Origin of the sequence: Cyanobacterium sp. IPPAS B-1200 (assembly GCF_001747005.2) — a bacterium.
Taxonomy (GTDB): domain Bacteria; phylum Cyanobacteriota; class Cyanobacteriia; order Cyanobacteriales; family Cyanobacteriaceae; genus Cyanobacterium.
In genome coordinates this window covers 617,307-635,243 of record NZ_CP182899.1, presented here as the reverse complement: position 1 = coordinate 635,243, position 17,937 = coordinate 617,307, and the positions used below count along the sequence as shown (strand labels likewise).

Here is a 17,937-nt window from a genome sequence, read left to right as displayed (position 1 = left end):
TATCAAACCATTTTTACAAAAAAACACCATGTTCCAAAACTATTTGCAAAAGTTTAGTCTTACTCTTCTTTTAAGTGTAATTACTGCTCCTGTCCACATTACTTTATCCCATGCCCAACCTCAAAGCTATGAATTAATTTGTCGGGGTGGAGGTGCCTGGCTAGTAATGACGGGGGATTTGAATACCGTAACGGAAAGGGGAAGACAATATGTATATGCCTCTGTTCGTGCTAGATTTGCCCCCGGTAATCCTAATATTGATCGCAGTAGTGCCGATTTTGCTAATGCTTCTCCTAATGTAAAAGCTTTTTTAGTGCAACAAGCCCTTGCACCGGGAGAATGTTCATGGATTGACCGGGGAATGCGAAATGGTGAGCCATCAATTCTTTGTGATGTTACGGGAAAAAGTAGTGATGTGAATGCGATTCGTTACATTAATTTTATCTCTCGAAGTGAAGCCAGAGCTCGTTTGATGGTTTATAACGATAATGGTCAATGTCTCAGGGTTACGAGTTATGAAAATTTAGGAAGTGGCTTTTGATATTACTTTTTTTGCCGAAAAACAAGATCTCTTGAGTTTAGACTAAATCTAATTTTAAACGCTGAAACCCTTATATGACGTATGTTTTATATTTTTTACATTAAACGGATAAGAATAGTCAAAATTCTTGCTGTATAAGGATCATAGCTTCTTACAGTTCAAATTAGTCTAAAGTACAGAGATCTACACATTCTCTAAACTTTTTCTGTCATAAAAAATCCCCTCTAATAAAGGAGGGGTAGGAAAGAGAATAATTCTTAAATAATTAAGAAAATAATTTTGTACCAATCAACATTTTGCCATTGCTACCATTACCATGGGAACCTATTTCATGGACATTTTTACTCATTTCTCTGGCTTGGTGATAACTGTCGATTTCACCTTTTTCAAAATATAACAAAGATGCCTTGCGTAAATCATCCACCGCTTTTTGCTTCGCTCCAGAATCTAAGTATAAAATACCTCTCTTGTGATAGGCTTCGGCATAATCACCATCTTTTTTGATAGCTTCAGTATAATCGGCGATCGCCCCTGAGATATTACCCAATTTACTATGACTATTACCCCTTTCATAGAAGAAACTAGCCGAGTCAGGCTTAACCCGTAACTCTTGGGATAAAATTTCTACCTGTCGTAAATTACTAACAATCTCTTTTATCTCCTTCGTTTCCCCATTCAAACTACTAACATTTTGGTCTAAACTATCCTTAATATTAGTGAGACGCTCATTGAGAGTTAATTTCAAATCCTCCACCTGATTACCAAAATCAGCCTTACTCATCACCATAGACTCCTTCAACTCTCCATGGTTAGCATCTACTTTGGTGTACAAAGACTCTATTTTTTCCTGCTGAACATTAAAAGCATCAATCAATCTTTCCTCAGACTGCTTACGGCTAAAAACATTACAACCAACCCCAATGGTAGAAGCCACAGATAAAGGTAAAACTTGACCAGTAACCGCAGAGGCGATCGCCCCTAAAGCTGTAACACCCAAACCCACATAACCGAGCATATCAACTTGCTTATCCATAATCTTAAAAACCTTATTTCAAATAAAAAATAAATTAAACCAAAACCGCACAATTAAGCTCAAAAACAGGAATAGCCAACTTAGCCTCCTCAGGAGTCAAAAACTCACTAATCACCTTAAGAAGTAGATCATAAGTATCAACATTATCATCCTCAAACTTATAAGCCTTAGAAATAGTTTGAAACCAAAGCAACATATTAGTGCGTAAACGCTCCATATCATCAAACAACAAAGCCGCCGCCGAATAACGCAACAAATCAACCATATCACGCTTACAAGTTACATAATAATCCTTAAACTCAGGATTACGTTTTTGCTTACCAACCTTTACCGCCTCCATAATCTCATCCGCCCCATCCCTAATTTTCATATAAGCACTCATGCGTAAATCTTTGGTCTCAAAATAATTGTCCAAAAATCTCAACTCATAATCCTGTGCATAACGTCCATCAGCCTCAAGAGTCAAATCCGCAAATTGTTTTAACATAGTAGCAACTCCTTTTTTTGTAATCTAAATAACATCTTCAGTTTGGGCAAGATACTGATCAACCTCACCCTTAGTATTTTGTAGTTGAGAAATCATCGAACGAGTAATCAACTTACCCTCCTCCACCAAGATTTTGCCAGAAATAGGGTGAAGGATATTTTTCTGAGCGCGTCTGCCAATCAAAGCATCCACATCATCAATTTGGCTCAAATACATCCCCGAAGGTAACTCAACCACCACCCCTTCGCCGATAACCCTAGCTTGACAAGCAAGACGAGAATTTGTCTTACAAGTGGTAATCACCTCCAGAGTTCTTTTTTCCCGACGATTGAGGGGCGACAAACTATCCATACCCTCCTTAATGTAAACGTGACAAGTGGAACACATTCCCCGTCCTCCACATTCTTGCATCACATCCAAATCATTTTTTAGCAAACCAGATAACACATTATCATTAGTTTGAATTGCCGTTTCCGTACCGATGGGATCTAACTTGATTGTTTTTGCCACTACTCTAAATAAACCTCTAAAAACTCAACTACTTATTTTTGCAAAAAGATTATAAACTGGTCATCTCACTACGAGAAAGCCGTTCCATAATCGTAGGATGATCATGTCCTTCCTCTAACCATCCTTCCGTTAGTTTGATTCTTTCTGCCAAACCAATGACAAAATAATTAGCCTCAGCCCCCATAGACTCACAGCTAGTTTGGACACAACCCAAATCTTGCCCCGTCAACTGACTAAAGAAAGAGCTTAAAATTCCCGCTTCGGGTTGACAAGAAAAATGTTTATCTTTAGGGGCTGCTGCCGCAAAAGGAGAATTAACAGTTTTCACCACAATAAAACCTTGGGGATAATAATCAAAATCAAATTCTGCTACCCCCCAACCATGGGTTTTCCAGCACTGTTTGAGGCAACTAATAAACTCCGCCATCTCCATCTGAGAAAGGGGACGTTCATAATATTCGCTCACTTCACTGATAAAGCGACGGTAAAAACTTTTGCCCCACCAACGACCACAGTTATGGAGAACTACACTAGAAGCCTGTCCAATTTCCTCCTCCAAACCGTCATAAATACCCTGTAAGAGTACCTCTGGCAGCGCAATTAAACGAGAACCTTGGCGGGTTTCCAATAACCCTAATTCAAAGTCACCTTGTACATAGGCATCAGGGGAAAAGTAATTACCTTTTAACGGTTTTTTTTCGACTAAATCTGCAATAGAAATCATTAATTTATCTCCCATATCTAAAAAGTATTGTTTTAAGCCCTGACGGTATCTTTGACCAGATATTCCTTAGCTTGATTTAAGAATGGCTCTAAATCATTCATCTGAGAAGCATTAAGGAAATTTTTTAATTGTGCAACTAACAGGGAATGAACAGCGGAGTCAATAGATTGAGACTCTCTAGCTTCGACAACGTCGGTTAGCCATTCCAAAAGACGACGTTCCAAAAATTCAGGGTTATTAAGTAACATTGCCATGGCGCTATATCTAGTAATCAATAGCCAATGTTGCAAAGAAGTTTCCAAGGCTTTTTCTTGACTATCAGAAAATTTGGCTACCAATTTATCTGCTACAGTTTGGAAAATCTCAATTTCTTGATCCCTAAGAAGGCGATAGATTGCCATTTTATTTTGAAGATTGTTGATGCAATTAGAAAAAGTTTCTAAATCATCGCTCTGTAAATAGTTGTACTCTGCTTCGTGGATCAGTTGTTGTAATTCTGGGTACATAGTTTTATCCTTAGTTAAAATAGATCAGATAAATCATTCATTTTTAATTCCGAGAAGGTAGAAGTCGGGTTGTTTTGTTTTTTCTCTATAATTGGCTCTTGGGCAATACTTGTCTTAGTCTCTTGTATTTGCTCTCCTGCCCAAGGGAATCTTTGGAAAAAATCTCCTACTTTCATTTGTAAAGAAAGGTTGGTAATAGTCGATGAATCATCATTGTTAGTGTTGAGGTGGGAAGTATAGGGAATCATTTTTTTGATGCCCTTCCAGTTATGGTGAGTGAAAAATTCTTCTACTCTTAAATTAAGGTTCGGAATAAAGTCATCTGCATTAATTATCTCTTGGGTTGTGGTTACAGATGAGGGTTGATTTCTCTTAATACCACGCCAATTGGCGTTGGAGAAGAATTGCTCAACACTGCTGTCAGAAAATGTTGGTGTTAAGCTCATGTAATTTTCCTATAAGTTTGAATGGTTTGATATGTGAAGGGTTTATTTCAAAAGTTAATTACTTGAGGTATTCGCCATTAACTAATTTTTTCTGAATATCTTTTGCCCCAGCCCCTTCGTTATGCCAGAAGGTAGCAGCATCAATGCGATCTTGTTTTCCTAGCAAAAACTTACAATAGGTTTCACCCATGGAATAACACTGAATCTCGATACAGTTCAATTGTTTATTAATAAAACGGCTAAAGAATCCAGCCATCAATCCAGCATAGATGTGACATACGGGTTTACCCACATCTCCGAGGGTACGGGCTACCGCCGAATCAAAGATGTTAACGAACATAAAACCGTTTTTTTGCTCACTTAAATCCACATCCCAGTTACCCCAACCTTGGGTAGTAAAAGGCCACCACCAGGCTTCCAAAACATAAAGTAAGTTCATGTCATGAACATCTTTGGGATATTCATATTCTTTTTGAAACCAATTGCAGAAGAAATCAGCATCACGGATACCCCAAGCCTTACCGATGTTGTACATAACAACACTAGATGCGGGTCCTACTTCTTCTTCTAAACCTTCGATTAAACCAACGATAAAATCTTCGGTTACTAAAACATTACGAGATTCGTTCCAATCGGTAATATCTCCGTTAACGGCATCAAAGTGGAAAAAGTCTTCGATGGTGTAGTGATCGTGTTTTTTTGGATATTGATTTTTCCAGAGATTTTTGGAAATTTTTTCAACAATGCGATTAGGTTTTGTAGGTGTAAAAGTCATAGATATTATTGTCCTTTATTACTCTAAATGTTTGTTTTGTACAATTTTAAAACTATCTCAAAACCAACCTAAATACAGTGTAACTATGTTTGTTTATTACTAGGTGGTTTTTACACATTTCTATACAATAATTAGATTTTTGTGATGTTTGTTTAAGAAAGATAAAGTTGTTAACTATAATTATTTTTTTAGTAAGGATTGAATAGTTAAACTTTTTTCTTCAATTATGTTGGGTAAATCCTGAACAATAAGGGAACATTTTCCCACAAAAGAGCTATTCCATTTTTCTAACCATTTAAGTTGTATGGTAGTTGCTTGATGGTTAAGGGAGCCAGTAAAAGTTACTTTACAATTTTTATCCATGGAGAATTGTTCTAGCCACTCTACATCTGGTCTTGATTGTTCAAAGTTTTTGGAGGTAATCATTCCCCCAAGATAACGACTGGTAATTTTGGCTATTTCTTCAAAGTTAGTAACTACGTCGGCAATGGTAATTTTGTGAGCTACAGTCCCTTCAAAGGAAGATACCACGGACATTTTTAAACTTTCAGGGTCAAAGCCTTTGTCAAATCTGGTAGAGTTGTCATAGACAGCCCCTCTAAAGTCTGCTCCTCCGATATGAGTCCCATTGAGGAATGCACCGCACAAGTCGGCTTTGACAAAACTTGCTTTGGTCACAAAGCTACCTGTTAGATAGGCCTCTTTTATGTTTGCTTTACTCAGATCTGCTTTAATTAGATAGGCTTTGATAAAGTATGCTCCTTGTAAGTTAGCTCCTTTTAATTTTGTACCTGTTAAGTTGGCTTCGTTAAAGTAACAGTCTCGTAAGTCGGCTCTACTTAAATCTGCTCCTCTCAGGTCTGCATAGCTAAAGTCAGAGCCTCTAAAATTAGCTCCTTTTAAATCTGCATTTCTTAGGTCAATTCTTCTTAGTTGTAGTTTGGGGAAGTCTCTTTCTCCCCAGTTATATTTGGCTTGTATATCTGCATTTATCGTCATTGCCACCATCTACTTGACTCCTAGTTTGAGGAACATTTTTCTTTTGCTTTTGACTTGTATTACTTTCTATTTATGACTGAAATTATATTTTTTATTTGTATTAATAATTACTTTTATAACATTTTTATTTATAGAAGGCTATGAATATAATTTGTTTTTTACATTTATTAATTTAACTAAATAATTATTTGAATTTGCTTTGTAATAATTCAGTATTCTTACTGATCCCATGGGAGTAGTTCTGTTTTTTATATATTTTTGGTGTAAAGATAACTGTTTGTATTTTAAAATCATGTAAAAGAAAAGTTTGGGAGAGCATTAAAATTCTTTGGGAGCATGAAGGGAGATATATTGTAGTAATAAATATCAAGTTATTTTTAAGTAAAAGAATTATTTACTGATGTTATGCAAAAATATAATTAGTTTAGGATGGTAAAAACGTTGGATGTTCATATTGTGTTTGTATACGTGCTGGGTAAGGGGCTAGGAGTTGTGCAAGGAGCTTAAGCCCCTTGTTAAAATTTACAGATAAAACTTGACTTATAAATGAGTGCGTAACGTCAGCTATTTATTAAAAATACTTATTATTTGTTGCCAATGAGTAGGTTGGCGCAGTTAATTATAGCTCTTATTTTATTAAGACTCTTATAAACAAGGGGTTTAAACCCCTTGCCTAAATCGATTTAACTATGCCTACTTACTCATAAATATATTTAATGGTACATATTTTATTTTTTTTACCTTGACAGAAGTAAGTTTGATAATATGTCTTTATTCGTTTTAGATTATTTTGAGGAGATAAATATTAAAAATTTTAATGTTTTTTTGTAGGGAGATGGATAGAAAAAGAGAGTAATATATTTTCTCAGTTAAGATAAGTTTTTGTGGTTTTTAGTCTATTTTCCCTAGATATTAAGGATATTGTATTTTTTGATACAGAAACAATGATGGTAAACATATGAATATCTATTAGTCATTGAATTAAATCATTAAGTCTTCTTCTTAAGTAGGCAAAAAATTAGATAAACTTTCATTAAACTATGGTGATAATGTCAAAGAGAGCAAAGAAAAAAATGTCTGGGTCATACGATCAAGATAGTTTTATACTAAATTCTATCGGATGGTTACGTAGTAAGTTGCCTTCTTATTGGTTTGCGTGTATTCCCTTAAGTGCGCTAATTGTGGTTGTGTGGAATACTGCAAGTCAAGCTCAAGGTTTGGATGGTCCTGAAACTTTAGAAGAAGTTAAGGTCATTTTAGATACTATTTTCTTACTTGTTTGTTCCATTTTGGTTATTTTCATGAATGCCGGTTTCGGAATGTTAGAAACTGGTTTTTGTCGTCAGAAAAACGCTGTTAACATTCTTGCCAAAAACTTAATTGTTTTTGCGGTTGCTACTATCGTTTATTGGGCGATTGGTTACGGCTTTATGTATGGAGATGGTAATGGTTTCATTGGTACTCAAGGTTTCTTTTTCAATGGTGATGGAACGCCTTATGGGGATGATAATTATCCTGCGGCAGTTCCTGCGGCTATTAACTTTTTGTTCCAAGTAGCTTTTGCTGCCACGGCTGCGACTATTGTATCTGGTGCGGTAGCTGAAAGAATCAAGTTTGATGCTTTCTTAATCTTCAGTGTTTTGTTGGTGGGTATTTCTTATCCTATCACTGGTCATTGGACTTGGAATGGTGGTTGGTTAGCGGAAATGGGTTTTTCTGATTTTGCTGGTTCTACCATTGTTCACTCTGTGGGTGGTTGGGCTGCATTAATGGGGGCGGCTATTCTTGGTCCTCGTCAGGGCAAGTATTCTTCTGATGGTCGAGTGAATGCGATTCCCGGTCATAATATGAGTATTGCTACTTTGGGCTGCTTGATTCTTTGGATTGGCTGGTTTGGTTTTAACCCCGGTTCTGAGTTGGCGGCTACTGCGAATGTTCCTTATATTGCTTTGACTACCAATTTGGCTGCGGCTGCTGGTGGTATTACTGCCACTGCGACTTCTTGGATTAAGGATGGTAAGCCAGATTTATCCATGATTATCAATGGTATTCTTGCTGGTTTGGTGGGTATTACTGCTGGTTGTGCTACGGTTGGTTATCTTAGTGCGGTAATCATCGGTGCGATCGCCGGTATTCTTGTGGTATTTTCTGTGGCCTTTTTTGACAAAGTTCTAAAAATTGATGACCCTGTGGGTGCTACTTCTGTTCACTTAGCTTGTGGTATTTGGGGAACATTGGCTGTGGGTATCTTTGGTACTGGGGAAGAAAGCATTGTTACTCAACTTATCGGTATTCTTACTATCGGTGGTTTTACCGTTTTAGCTAGTACTATTTTCTGGTACGCCCTAAAAGCTACTGTGGGTATTAGAGTTCATGAAGAGGATGAAATTAAAGGTCTTGATATTAGTGAACATGGTATGGAGGCTTACAGTGGATTTGTGAAGGAAGCGGATATTCTTTCTGGCGGTTTCACAAGTTCTATGACTAGCGAGGTTTCTTCTAGCACTGAAGGTTAATCTTGTTCTAATATCTTACTCCTATTTGTAATTTGTTTCCTCTTCTGAGTTTTCGGGGGGGGAAATTTTTTTTGCGGTGGTTTGGGTAAACTAATTAATAAGTTTATGTTGCATCTTTTATGACTAAAAAAGCTATTGTTTTATTATCAGGAGGTTTAGATTCTGCCACTAGCGGTGCGATCGCCCTTAAGGAAGGTTATGAAGTAATTGCCCTATCATTTCGTTATGGACAAAAACATTTTAAGGAGTTGGAAGCCTCGGGCAATGTGGCTAAATCCTTGGGTATCAAAGAACATCACATCATCGATGTTAACCTTTCTATGTGGGGGGGGTCATCTCTGACGGACGCTAGTATGAATATTCCTGAAGATGGGGTAAAAGCGGACGAAATCCCCTCTACCTATGTCCCAGGGCGTAATACGGTGTTTATTGCGATCGCCCTTTCCCTGGCCGAAGCCAAGGGAGCTCAAGCCATTTATTTGGGCATTAATGCCGTGGATTATTCTGGTTATCCCGACTGTCGCCCCGAATATCTAAGCGCTTTCCAAAATCTTGCCAATCTTTCTTCTAAGGTGGGAATAGAAGGAAAAGCACCTCAATTAATAGCTCCCCTTGTAACCTTATCCAAAGTAGAAATAGTACAAAGGGCGATCGCCCTTAACGTGCCTATCGAAAAAACATGGTCATGTTATCAAGGAGGTGAAAAACCTTGCGGAGTATGTGACTCTTGCCGTATTAGAAATAAGGCTTTGATAGAAGCTGGTTATCCTGAATTGGTGGGGTAAACCAGAAAGGAATTATTAAGTAACCGACCTTCCGCATAGTTCAAGTGGATTTTTTTTTACTTTTTCTCTTAATTGCTTGTGAAGTTCACACATCACTGTTTCAAAGACACCTTCTTTTTTCCAGTTTTTATAATGCCAATAAACGGTAGAATAAGGAGGTAAATCCTTTGGTAAATCAGACCCATTACAGCCATTTTTGAGTTGATAAAAGATACCATCCCAAATTTGTCTTTTAGACCACTTTGGTGGACAAGTTCTTTTTTTCTTTGGTAATAGATGTTTAATTATTTCCCATTCTTGATCACTTAGACTGCTAGAGTAAGCCATTATTCCATTTATCAATTTGTTCCTCTCAATATTCTACTAGATACCAAATGGGTTCTATATGCCTTGTTGGGGTGGCTTGGGGTAACTGTTGTTAGATATTTGTACAAGCGCCCTTAGCAACTAATAATTCACGAGCAAACCCCAGTCAGGTTAAAATTGAAATTAAAAATCAGTATAAAAATTAACCTGCCCATGGATACTAAAACTTTTAAGCGCAATCTCCAAAAATCAGAAAACTATCATCGTAAAGGCTTTGGGCATCAAGAAGAAGTCGCAGGAGTTTTGAATAGTGAATATGAAAGCAGTTTAATCAAAACCATCAGAGAAAATAATTATCAAATTACCAAAGGAAACGTTACCATTCGTTTAGCCGAAGCCTTTGGTTTTTGTTGGGGTGTAGAAAGGGCAGTGGCAATGGCCTATGAAACTCGTACCCATTTCCCCACGGAGAAAATTTGGATTACTAATGAAATTATCCATAATCCTTCGGTAAATGAGCGTCTGCGAGAGATGAATGTGGGTTTTATTCCCGTCATTGATGGGGAAAAAGATTTTTCTTTGGTTAACCGTGGAGAAGTGGTAATCTTACCTGCCTTTGGTGCTAGTGTGCAGGAAATGGAATTTTTAAATGATAAGGGTTGCACCATCGTAGATACCACCTGCCCTTGGGTATCGAAGGTATGGAATTCGGTGGAAAAGCACAAAAAACGTAGTTATACTTCTATCATCCATGGTAAGTATAACCACGAGGAAACGATCGCCACTAGCTCTTTTGCTGATACTTATTTGGTAGTATTAAACATGGATCAAGCTAATTATGTTAGTGACTATATCCTTAATGGTGGTAATAGGGAAGAATTTTTAAGTATGTTTGCAAATGCCTATTCTCAAGGATTTGATCCTGATAAGGATTTGGAAAGGGTAGGTATTGCTAACCAAACCACCATGTTAAAAACTGAAACCGAAGAAATTGGGCGTTTATTTCAACAAACCATGCTCAAAAAATATGGCCCTGCAGAATTAAATGATCATTTTATGAGTTTTAATACCATCTGTGATGCTACCCAAGAAAGGCAGGATGCCATGTTGGATTTAGTCAAAGAAAAGCTCGATTTAATGGTGGTAATAGGTGGTTTCAACTCCTCTAATACGACTCATCTACAGGAAATTGCGATCGATTACAATATTCCTTCCTATCATATCGATAGTGCCAATCGTATCGATGATGACAACAATATTGAGCATAAACCCCTCAAACAAGACTTAGAAATTAAGCACCATTGGCTTCCCGAAGGTAAAATCACTGTGGGGGTTACTTCAGGCGCATCCACTCCCGATAAAGTTGTGGAGGATATTATCGAGAAAATCTTTGCTCTGAAAAACGATAGTTTGAAATAAAAAAGATTATTGTATAGCTGTCAATTAACTTTCCCTTCGACTTTGCTTAGATTTCGAGGGGATAAATTTTTTTTTCAGTAAAATTACATTAAATTAATAACATTAAACGTGTTTTTATCATTGATTAAATAAAAGAAAAAATCTGAATCAAAAGTTAATATAGAATGTAAATTTAATTTTTCTGCAACAACAACTAAAGTAGCATCGGCTAAATCCATTGGACGATCTTTATATTTGTCCATTAATTGAAATAAACGAAAATAATCAAACACTTCAATAGGTTGTAAAAATAGCAATTGTTCTAATAATAAGTTACTTAATTTGTTTTGCATTACCCACCCTCCTCTTTGCAGACTTAGATACATAGCTTCCGTAAAACAAGACCAAGTAGTCATTAAAGTAGAAGGATTATTTTTAATAAAATTTTTTACAGCTAAATGACGGGGTTGAGATGGATCAACCAGACAAAATAAAGGTGCTGTATCGCAAATTATCATAGTTCTAAACCTTGTTTTTTATATTTATCTATTAATGATGTTTTATAGTCATTTTCAATATTAGTGGGGCTTTTTAAAGATTGGGAAGTTTCTAATTGATCAAACCATTTATTCCACTTATATGCTACTTTATTCGACTCTGATTTAACTGTCAAAAGAACTTGGACATTTTCAGAACATTTATTTAAATAATCTTGAATTTCATTGGAAATAATTAATTTTCCTTCTTTCACTTCTAAGGTAAATGTTTGCTCGTTCATAACTAATAAATAGTGAATGTATAACAAATTGAATAGTGCTTACCTAATAAGATAGCAATTATTAAAAAAACTAAACTTTCAGTCCCTAATTCTGTCCCGCACGGGCGAAGGTGATAACATCAACTTGGATAGGATCGCCATTAATTATATTTCCATACAAGAAAATTCTTACTAGGCGATTTTTAGGGTCATTTTCTTCTAAACAAAAGCGAAAACCTCCAAACCCTGAACTATCAGCCCCATAAATTGCGTCACTTCCTGTCCAGTTGGTATCATTTTGACTGCAAAAGTCATCAGATGCGATCGTGCCATTAGGGGCAGGAAAATCGGAGGTAGGATCATTTTCCTTTACACTAATTAAACCATCAGCAACAGTAATCCAATTACTTTCAGCTACACTACAAGTATCATCACTTCTATCGGAAGTATTTTTATCATCACGGACTTTGGTAAACGTTTTTCTTCGTAAAATTCCTGGTTTGAACCAAATAGAGTCTGAACTGCTGATATCTTGATAACCGTAGTAGATAATTGCATCTGGTACATCACAACTAGGAATAACCCCACCGCTACCATCATCATTATCGGCGGTAGGATAAGTTAATTTTAAACAGTTCACAGAATCAACATCTGTACTGTCACACTTAGAATCATCTGTTTCTGTTACAGCTTCGACCGAGATGGCTTGTTTAATATCCTCTTGTATATAAACTAGAGTTCTTGATAAAGAAGTAAGTTGATCACTTTTGGAATTGACATTTTGATTCGCTCTTAAGATATTAATAAAACCACTGGTAGTGGCGGTTAAAACAATACCACTAATAACCAACGCCACTAATAATTCTGTGAGGGTTATTCCCTGATTATTTGGTTGTTGTAACAGTTTGAATAAAAGTTTATGGTTTTTCATGGTTTTAAATTTAAAATTTTGTTTTAATGGAGCTCTCCCCGAATTTGCGGGGGGTTATGGGGGGTCAAACCACTCAAGACAGGAGGACTTTGATTAATTTTGTTCATTTTCAGCCACTTTTTTAACCAATTCAATATCTAATTCGAGGGCTTGGGCTATTTGTTCGGCGGTTAAACCTAGTTTTAACAGGTTAGGAATACTAGATATTTTTGCATCAATTTTGCCTTCAGCGTAGGTTTCTTGATAAAAGCGAGTTTTTTTGAAGTCTGATAGGGTAAACATTCTTGCCAATTCCTCCCTAGAATAATTACTAAATTTGTAGGTTAATATTTTCTCTAATAGTTCTATAACATCTTGGTTTTTTGTGGTTGAGTTGTCCGCTTTTTGGGCTATGGAAAACAGTTTTTCTACTTGAGTTTTTGCCTGAGATTGTGGAGCGATGATTAGTTTCATAATTTCTACTCCAATACTATCAGTGGTATTTGAGTTTAATTCATCAAGATATATGACAGTTCATTTACCTGAGTCTTTAAATTCTTGATAATAGGGCGGTAGGGATATATGTAAACTTTTTTTTGCCTACATAACAACTGCACAGAAGTTTATTTGTGTTCCCCTCTCATGAAGGCGGGGGTGATTAAACCTGCCAACACTGAGAAAAGTTAATTAAGGGTTGCTGTCATCATAACGGGCATTTTCAGGATTATTACAATCACTCGCTCTCCCATTAACAGGATTCATATTTCCTGTGCGAATCATTCCTAAATTATTAGAAATTACAATACATTTTCCTGTACCTCGAATGGGGCTGGGTGGACTACTATAATCTTGGCGAAAAATTCTTATAGTTTGGAAATTGCTAGTTCCTCCTCGAAAATCAAAAGTAACGGTTTCAGGTAAACTTCCCAGAGTTGACGAAACATTAATAATTGATGAATCATAAGTAATAGTTTCTGACAAACAACCTGCAGGACTGGCACTAACAGAAGTTGCATTAATGGTCACTTCACAATCTGTACTCAGTCTATTTGCATTAATTTGGGCTTCCTTAAGAGCCGAAGTTACTCGTCTAAAAGTTTGAGTTACCCGATCTTGGCGCTGAGAATTGATTAGACTGGGGGTTGCCAGTGCGCTGCCGATGCCAATAATTACTAAAATGGCGATGATTTCTATTAGGGTGAAGCCTTTTTGAGAATCTTTATTTTTTAGTTTAAGTTTAGTCGCAACTAAGTGCAGCATTTGGTATTACCTCCGTTGATAGGGTTGTTACACGATTAGGGTTATCTTCATCTGGAGCAGTGCTATAACTTGCACTAGAATTATAACGAGGATGAGCATCAAAACCACTACTGGCAGGAGCGTAAGCTATTACATGGTTTATAACTAATGTGTTCCCAGAAGGCGTGTATGTTCGGAAAACTCGATAATTTTTGCCATTGACACTTATCGGATTAGCAGGATTTTCGGGGTAATTACCATCAATAAAATCTTCTAGTCTTGTTCCATAGGTTGAGTTGGTACAAGCATCATTTCTTGATAAAGTTAGACTAGATTCAGGATTGTCGGGATCTATATCTAAACTAAAAGCCTGATAACGAATTAATTCTAAGTCCTGCTGAACCCAGTTCAGGGCTTCGTTTTTATCTTGGGCCTGGACTCGGAAAAAGGTAGCGAGTACCACTGCTTGGAGTGAGCCGAGAACGAATCCTGTAACTACAAGGATAGTGACGAGGACTTCTATTAGGGTAAAGCCTGAGTGTTTATTTTTAATCTTTAACCTTGATAAAAAATGTAATTGAATTGGTACAGCATTGTATTTCATCATCTTAATTAACTCCCTCCCTTTGCCATTGTGAAACGGATCCAATTCTTGGGGGTAAATTACCTGGAACAAAGTCTTCACCCATTCCTAACATATCCCAATCATCAATCTCTTGAATTGCCACGACTTGACCTGTATTTGAACCACATGTACTGGGAGGATTGAATAATCTCGCCCATACTGCTCCAATAAAACCATTTCCACCACCTGTTCCAGATGCACCCACAGCATAATCAGGGGCAAAAACAAAGCCAAAAATTTGAGCACCACCACTCAAACAGATATTAGGTTCTGTAACAGGGTCAACGCTAGCATTTCTTTGTTTACGCCCTAATATTACTAGGTTAGAATTTCGATACAGACTCGTATCACCCGAAGAAGTATAGGTGACAACCTTTGTGGTTGTGTTGCAAGTATATCCAGTCCCGTTGGTACAAGTATTTTCAATCGTCTGACTACCACCCAAAGAAATATTACCGTGTAAGTGCAAAATGACTTTTCTTCCTGGAATAATTTTGAGAGTACTTCCTCCGTTATAGTCAATGCTATTTACTTTATATTCATATACTTGAATTTCGTAATCAGTACCATTCTGACTAACTGTTTCAGTACGCATAGGTCGGTCAGTACTGCGAGGTAAAATTATACTACTAGTCAAATTACCTGAGCTATCACCTAACTGATAATATCTCGGATTGCTTGCTTCTGGTTCAGGGGGCAGAGGAGGAAAAGTTGCCTTAGAAAGGATTACATTATTCCCTGGAATAATATTTAAGCCAATATTGTCACAATTTGGAGCGAGTAGGGTGGCATCAATTTGGCTATTGGTGGGAGATAAAATACTTTGATCGCTAATCCAAACTCCGGGAAGTTCAATTGACCTTGGATCGGATTGTATAAGAGGAAAACGCACTTTCATTTGGCTCTGTGATCTACTTGAGTCACTACCGACAAATAAATTAGCCACCGAGTTAGCATTGGGGTTAACGGAACTTTTAACAATCATTTCCCCAAAAGCATAAGTCTCTCCGGGGTTTTTTCCTTGCCTAGCGTCTTGTAAATTTTGATAACTTGCGACAACCTCATCACCCGTATCCCTTATCACATATCCCAGTAGCTCGAAACCGCCTTGACGTAAATTATTTGGACTTACCGCTTGACCACTTTGAAAAGAATCAATCTGATCAGAAATACTGGCTGTTGAGGTACTAGAAGCATTAACAACATTCGTGCAGGTTTGATTTGATGATGAAGTGTTTGAATATACCCCTTCGACGACTGTTGATGTACTGATGTTTGACCAGTCTTGAGTCCATAGAGAATCATCCCCTAATAGTGAGTTGACATCTTCCAAAGCTCTGGGATATTCTGCTAAGCGATTATTTTTTGCAACAAAATCATGGGTTCTTGTAATTCCCAACTCAGCCACCTCCTGCGCCCTCACGGACATTTCATCAGAAGCAACGTTGGTTCTATTCCTGCTAGATGTAAAAATCATCGTGCTAGTGGCTCCAATGAGTAATACCCCCAAGGAAATGGCAATAATGAGGGTGTTTCCCGCTTCTTGGTTGTGTTGACCTAGTTTTTTTTGCCATAGCCATAATAGGGATTTTAAGGATGATTCGGGTGGTTTGTGGGACATAGCATTTATTACTCCGCTTGGCTTAGTATTAATAGTAGTTGAAAAGAAAAGTTAATAATTATTTAGTTTTGTATTTAATTATCGAAATCAGGATATGTGATTAGTTTTTTTTAATAATTTAAATAATGATTATTACAACTAGGTGTTGCTTGAATCTTGTTATGGTCTATATGTTTTGTTTTGTCATATAGTATCTTTATTATAACTTTATTAGCGGTGTTTATGTACTGGGAAATATATGTAAGTAAATATACTTGAGTTGTGATACTAATGTTATTCTTCCATAATTGTTAGTAAGTAAAAAAAAGAAATTGCTTTATTTTCATGTTTTTTGTGACCTTGTTCTATCCTTCATTTTAAAAGAAAAAGAGAAGGGAACATGGTATCGTTTGTAACCCTATCAAGTTGCCATGAAGTTTTATCTATCTTTACTTTTTTTCGAGCAATAGTACCATCACAAACAATTAAACTAACTCAAAAATATGTTGATGGTTAAAAATATAGTTGAGATAATCATTAAGATATAGGCACTATTAAGACAACTGTTTTTTCTTTGATAAACTCTGTGTAACTTCCATAACTCTTCTTGCCAATATTTAATGACATCTTGTTCATTTACTATGACACTTTGAGTATCTTGCGGTAAATCACTAAAAATAAAATATTGATACCTATATTGAAATAACCCCACAACACAGACAATTAACAAAGCAAATAATAAACTCATTTCTATGGACTGAAAAATAATTTTTAGTACCTGATTATGATTTAAATAGCCTGAAATAATTAATAAAATTACTACTAAGGAAAAAATAACCATCAAATAGTTATCAATTCTGGTAATTTGTTTTTTCAAATCTGTTAAAGTTTCTTTGGTTAAAGAATTAACTATAGACTCATGTATTTCCTGATTCATGGTAATTTACAATAAAAAAATAAAAACTAAAATATCTTATGAATAAAATCTTAGCACTAGATTTTGATGGTGTCATTTGTGATGGCATGGCAGAATATTTTCACAGCAGTAGACTGACTTATGAAAGCATTTGGAAAAATCCTGTAAATAATTTAGACCATAGCAGAGAGATTTTTAACTATTTGCGTCCTACCATCGAAACTGGGTGGGAAATGCCGTTAATTTTTCGAGCTATTGAAATGGAAAAGAATAAACAATTTTTATTTAGTAATTGGCAGAATATTGTTAAAAATATTCTAAAAAAAGATAATATAACTAAAGAAAAAATAGCCAAGGAATTAGACTTAGTTCGACAAAATCAAATTAATAATAATATTGAGCAATGGTTAGGGTTACACAATTTTTATGATGACATTGTAGAAGCAATAAAAGCAATTATTTATAAAAACTATAAAATATTTATCATTACCACCAAAGAAGGAATTTTTGCTAAGAAAATATTAGCAAGTCAAAACATTGATACAGATAAAATAACCTTCTGGGGCAAGGAACAAAAACGAAAAAAATACGATAGTATAAGGGTAATTTTAGACCAAGAAAAAGTTAAACCCACGGATATTTGCTTTATTGAGGATAGACTGGAAGCATTAGAGGGAGTACGTCAACAACCAGACTTGGCAGGAATAAGATTATTTTTAGCCTCGTGGGGTTATAATACCCCAGACATTAGAGCCAGTGTCACCCCAGAATCTGGTATCACATTGTTATCTTTAACAGATTTCACTAAAGGTGATATGGTTAATTTATTCTCCTAAACACAATTTTACCTCCAGTTAATTAGAC

Annotated in this window: 21 protein-coding genes and 1 pseudogene; 5 read left to right on the top strand and 17 right to left on the bottom strand. The window is 36.2% G+C overall.

The features are described from left to right. The first annotated feature begins 28 nt into the window (after nucleotides 1-28). On the top strand, nucleotides 29-541 hold the full coding sequence (locus tag A5482_RS02840; protein ID WP_069792064.1) for a hypothetical protein: 513 nt from the start codon (nucleotides 29-31) through the stop codon (nucleotides 539-541). 265 nt (nucleotides 542-806) lie between these two features. On the opposite strand, the gene A5482_RS02835 is transcribed toward A5482_RS02840, so the two are convergent. From A5482_RS02835 to A5482_RS02800, 8 genes are all read right to left on the bottom strand, one after another. Continuing rightward, complete coding sequence (locus tag A5482_RS02835; protein WP_069792065.1) at nucleotides 807-1,574, bottom strand: tetratricopeptide repeat protein; 768 nt, start codon at nucleotides 1,572-1,574, stop codon at nucleotides 807-809. A gap of 34 nt (nucleotides 1,575-1,608) precedes the next feature. Beyond that, nucleotides 1,609-2,061, bottom strand: coding sequence for a hypothetical protein (locus A5482_RS02830; protein WP_069792066.1), 453 nt, complete (start codon nucleotides 2,059-2,061; stop codon nucleotides 1,609-1,611). 24 nt (nucleotides 2,062-2,085) lie between these two features. Then, the gene (locus A5482_RS02825) at nucleotides 2,086-2,571 is read right to left on the bottom strand and encodes a 2Fe-2S iron-sulfur cluster-binding protein (RefSeq protein ID WP_069792067.1); all 486 of its coding nucleotides are present in this window, start codon (nucleotides 2,569-2,571) and stop codon (nucleotides 2,086-2,088) included. Between the two features lie 49 nt (nucleotides 2,572-2,620). Continuing rightward, complete coding sequence (locus tag A5482_RS02820) at nucleotides 2,621-3,295, bottom strand: V4R domain-containing protein (protein WP_069792126.1); 675 nt, start codon at nucleotides 3,293-3,295, stop codon at nucleotides 2,621-2,623. Nucleotides 3,296-3,327: 32 nt separating this feature from the next. Next, nucleotides 3,328-3,801 carry a phycobilisome protein gene (locus A5482_RS02815; protein ID WP_069792068.1) on the bottom strand — a complete coding sequence of 158 codons (474 nt, stop codon included), beginning with the start codon at nucleotides 3,799-3,801 and terminating at the stop codon, nucleotides 3,328-3,330. Between the two features lie 14 nt (nucleotides 3,802-3,815). Then, nucleotides 3,816-4,247, bottom strand: a complete 432-nt coding sequence (locus tag A5482_RS02810) for a hypothetical protein (protein ID WP_069792069.1) — start codon at nucleotides 4,245-4,247, stop codon at nucleotides 3,816-3,818. Nucleotides 4,248-4,305: 58 nt separating this feature from the next. Continuing rightward, on the bottom strand, nucleotides 4,306-5,022 hold the full coding sequence (locus tag A5482_RS02805; protein WP_069792070.1) for a V4R domain-containing protein: 717 nt from the start codon (nucleotides 5,020-5,022) through the stop codon (nucleotides 4,306-4,308). Nucleotides 5,023-5,202: 180 nt separating this feature from the next. Next, the gene (locus A5482_RS02800; protein ID WP_446684801.1) at nucleotides 5,203-6,021 is read right to left on the bottom strand and encodes a pentapeptide repeat-containing protein; all 819 of its coding nucleotides are present in this window, start codon (nucleotides 6,019-6,021) and stop codon (nucleotides 5,203-5,205) included. A 1,073-nt stretch (nucleotides 6,022-7,094) separates the two neighbouring features. On the opposite strand from A5482_RS02800, the gene A5482_RS02795 reads away from it, so the two are divergent. Both A5482_RS02795 and queC read left to right on the top strand, forming a co-directional pair. Beyond that, complete coding sequence (locus A5482_RS02795; RefSeq protein ID WP_069792072.1) at nucleotides 7,095-8,537, top strand: ammonium transporter; 1,443 nt, start codon at nucleotides 7,095-7,097, stop codon at nucleotides 8,535-8,537. A 116-nt stretch (nucleotides 8,538-8,653) separates the two neighbouring features. Then, a pseudogene (gene queC, locus A5482_RS02790) lies at nucleotides 8,654-9,322 on the top strand (7-cyano-7-deazaguanine synthase QueC); the annotation flags it as partial. Nucleotides 9,323-9,337: 15 nt separating this feature from the next. Here the strand turns inward: queC and A5482_RS02785 are convergent. Continuing rightward, on the bottom strand, nucleotides 9,338-9,649 hold the full coding sequence (locus A5482_RS02785) for a transposase (RefSeq protein ID WP_069792074.1): 312 nt from the start codon (nucleotides 9,647-9,649) through the stop codon (nucleotides 9,338-9,340). Nucleotides 9,650-9,841: 192 nt separating this feature from the next. Between A5482_RS02785 and A5482_RS02780 the strand changes: the two genes are divergently transcribed. Beyond that, nucleotides 9,842-11,047, top strand: coding sequence for a 4-hydroxy-3-methylbut-2-enyl diphosphate reductase (locus tag A5482_RS02780; protein ID WP_069790483.1), 1,206 nt, complete (start codon nucleotides 9,842-9,844; stop codon nucleotides 11,045-11,047). An 83-nt stretch (nucleotides 11,048-11,130) separates the two neighbouring features. Here the strand turns inward: A5482_RS02780 and A5482_RS02775 are convergent, their stop codons facing one another. The 8 genes from A5482_RS02775 to A5482_RS02740 form a co-directional block, all read right to left on the bottom strand. After that, entirely contained in the window at nucleotides 11,131-11,544 is a 414-nt protein-coding gene (locus A5482_RS02775) for a type II toxin-antitoxin system VapC family toxin (protein ID WP_069790444.1), read from the bottom strand. Next, nucleotides 11,541-11,804: a hypothetical protein gene (locus tag A5482_RS02770; RefSeq protein ID WP_069790445.1), complete on the bottom strand. Its 264-nt coding sequence runs from the start codon at nucleotides 11,802-11,804 to the stop codon at nucleotides 11,541-11,543. Before A5482_RS02770 ends, A5482_RS02775 begins: the two co-directional genes overlap by 4 nt. An 85-nt stretch (nucleotides 11,805-11,889) precedes the next feature. After that, the gene (locus tag A5482_RS02765; protein ID WP_069790446.1) at nucleotides 11,890-12,714 is read right to left on the bottom strand and encodes a PulJ/GspJ family protein; all 825 of its coding nucleotides are present in this window, start codon (nucleotides 12,712-12,714) and stop codon (nucleotides 11,890-11,892) included. Nucleotides 12,715-12,807: 93 nt separating this feature from the next. Beyond that, on the bottom strand, nucleotides 12,808-13,221 hold the full coding sequence (locus A5482_RS02760) for a DUF2887 domain-containing protein (RefSeq protein WP_083260410.1): 414 nt from the start codon (nucleotides 13,219-13,221) through the stop codon (nucleotides 12,808-12,810). A 159-nt stretch (nucleotides 13,222-13,380) separates the two neighbouring features. Next, entirely contained in the window at nucleotides 13,381-13,953 is a 573-nt protein-coding gene (locus A5482_RS02755; RefSeq protein ID WP_069790448.1) for a prepilin-type N-terminal cleavage/methylation domain-containing protein, read from the bottom strand. Then, entirely contained in the window at nucleotides 13,931-14,539 is a 609-nt protein-coding gene (locus A5482_RS02750; protein ID WP_069790449.1) for a type IV pilus modification PilV family protein, read from the bottom strand. The genes A5482_RS02755 and A5482_RS02750 overlap by 23 nt, the downstream gene beginning before the upstream one ends. 1 nt (nucleotide 14,540) lies before the next feature. Further along, nucleotides 14,541-16,178, bottom strand: a complete 1,638-nt coding sequence (locus tag A5482_RS02745) for a hypothetical protein (protein WP_069790450.1) — start codon at nucleotides 16,176-16,178, stop codon at nucleotides 14,541-14,543. Between the two features lie 469 nt (nucleotides 16,179-16,647). Then, nucleotides 16,648-17,094 (bottom strand): hypothetical protein, encoded by a 447-nt coding sequence (locus A5482_RS02740; RefSeq protein ID WP_069790451.1) that lies wholly within the window; start codon nucleotides 17,092-17,094, stop codon nucleotides 16,648-16,650. 38 nt (nucleotides 17,095-17,132) lie between these two features. On the opposite strand from A5482_RS02740, the gene A5482_RS02735 reads away from it, so the two are divergent. Beyond that, complete coding sequence (locus A5482_RS02735; protein WP_069790452.1) at nucleotides 17,133-17,909, top strand: HAD family hydrolase; 777 nt, start codon at nucleotides 17,133-17,135, stop codon at nucleotides 17,907-17,909. Nucleotides 17,910-17,937: the final 28 nt, after the last annotated feature.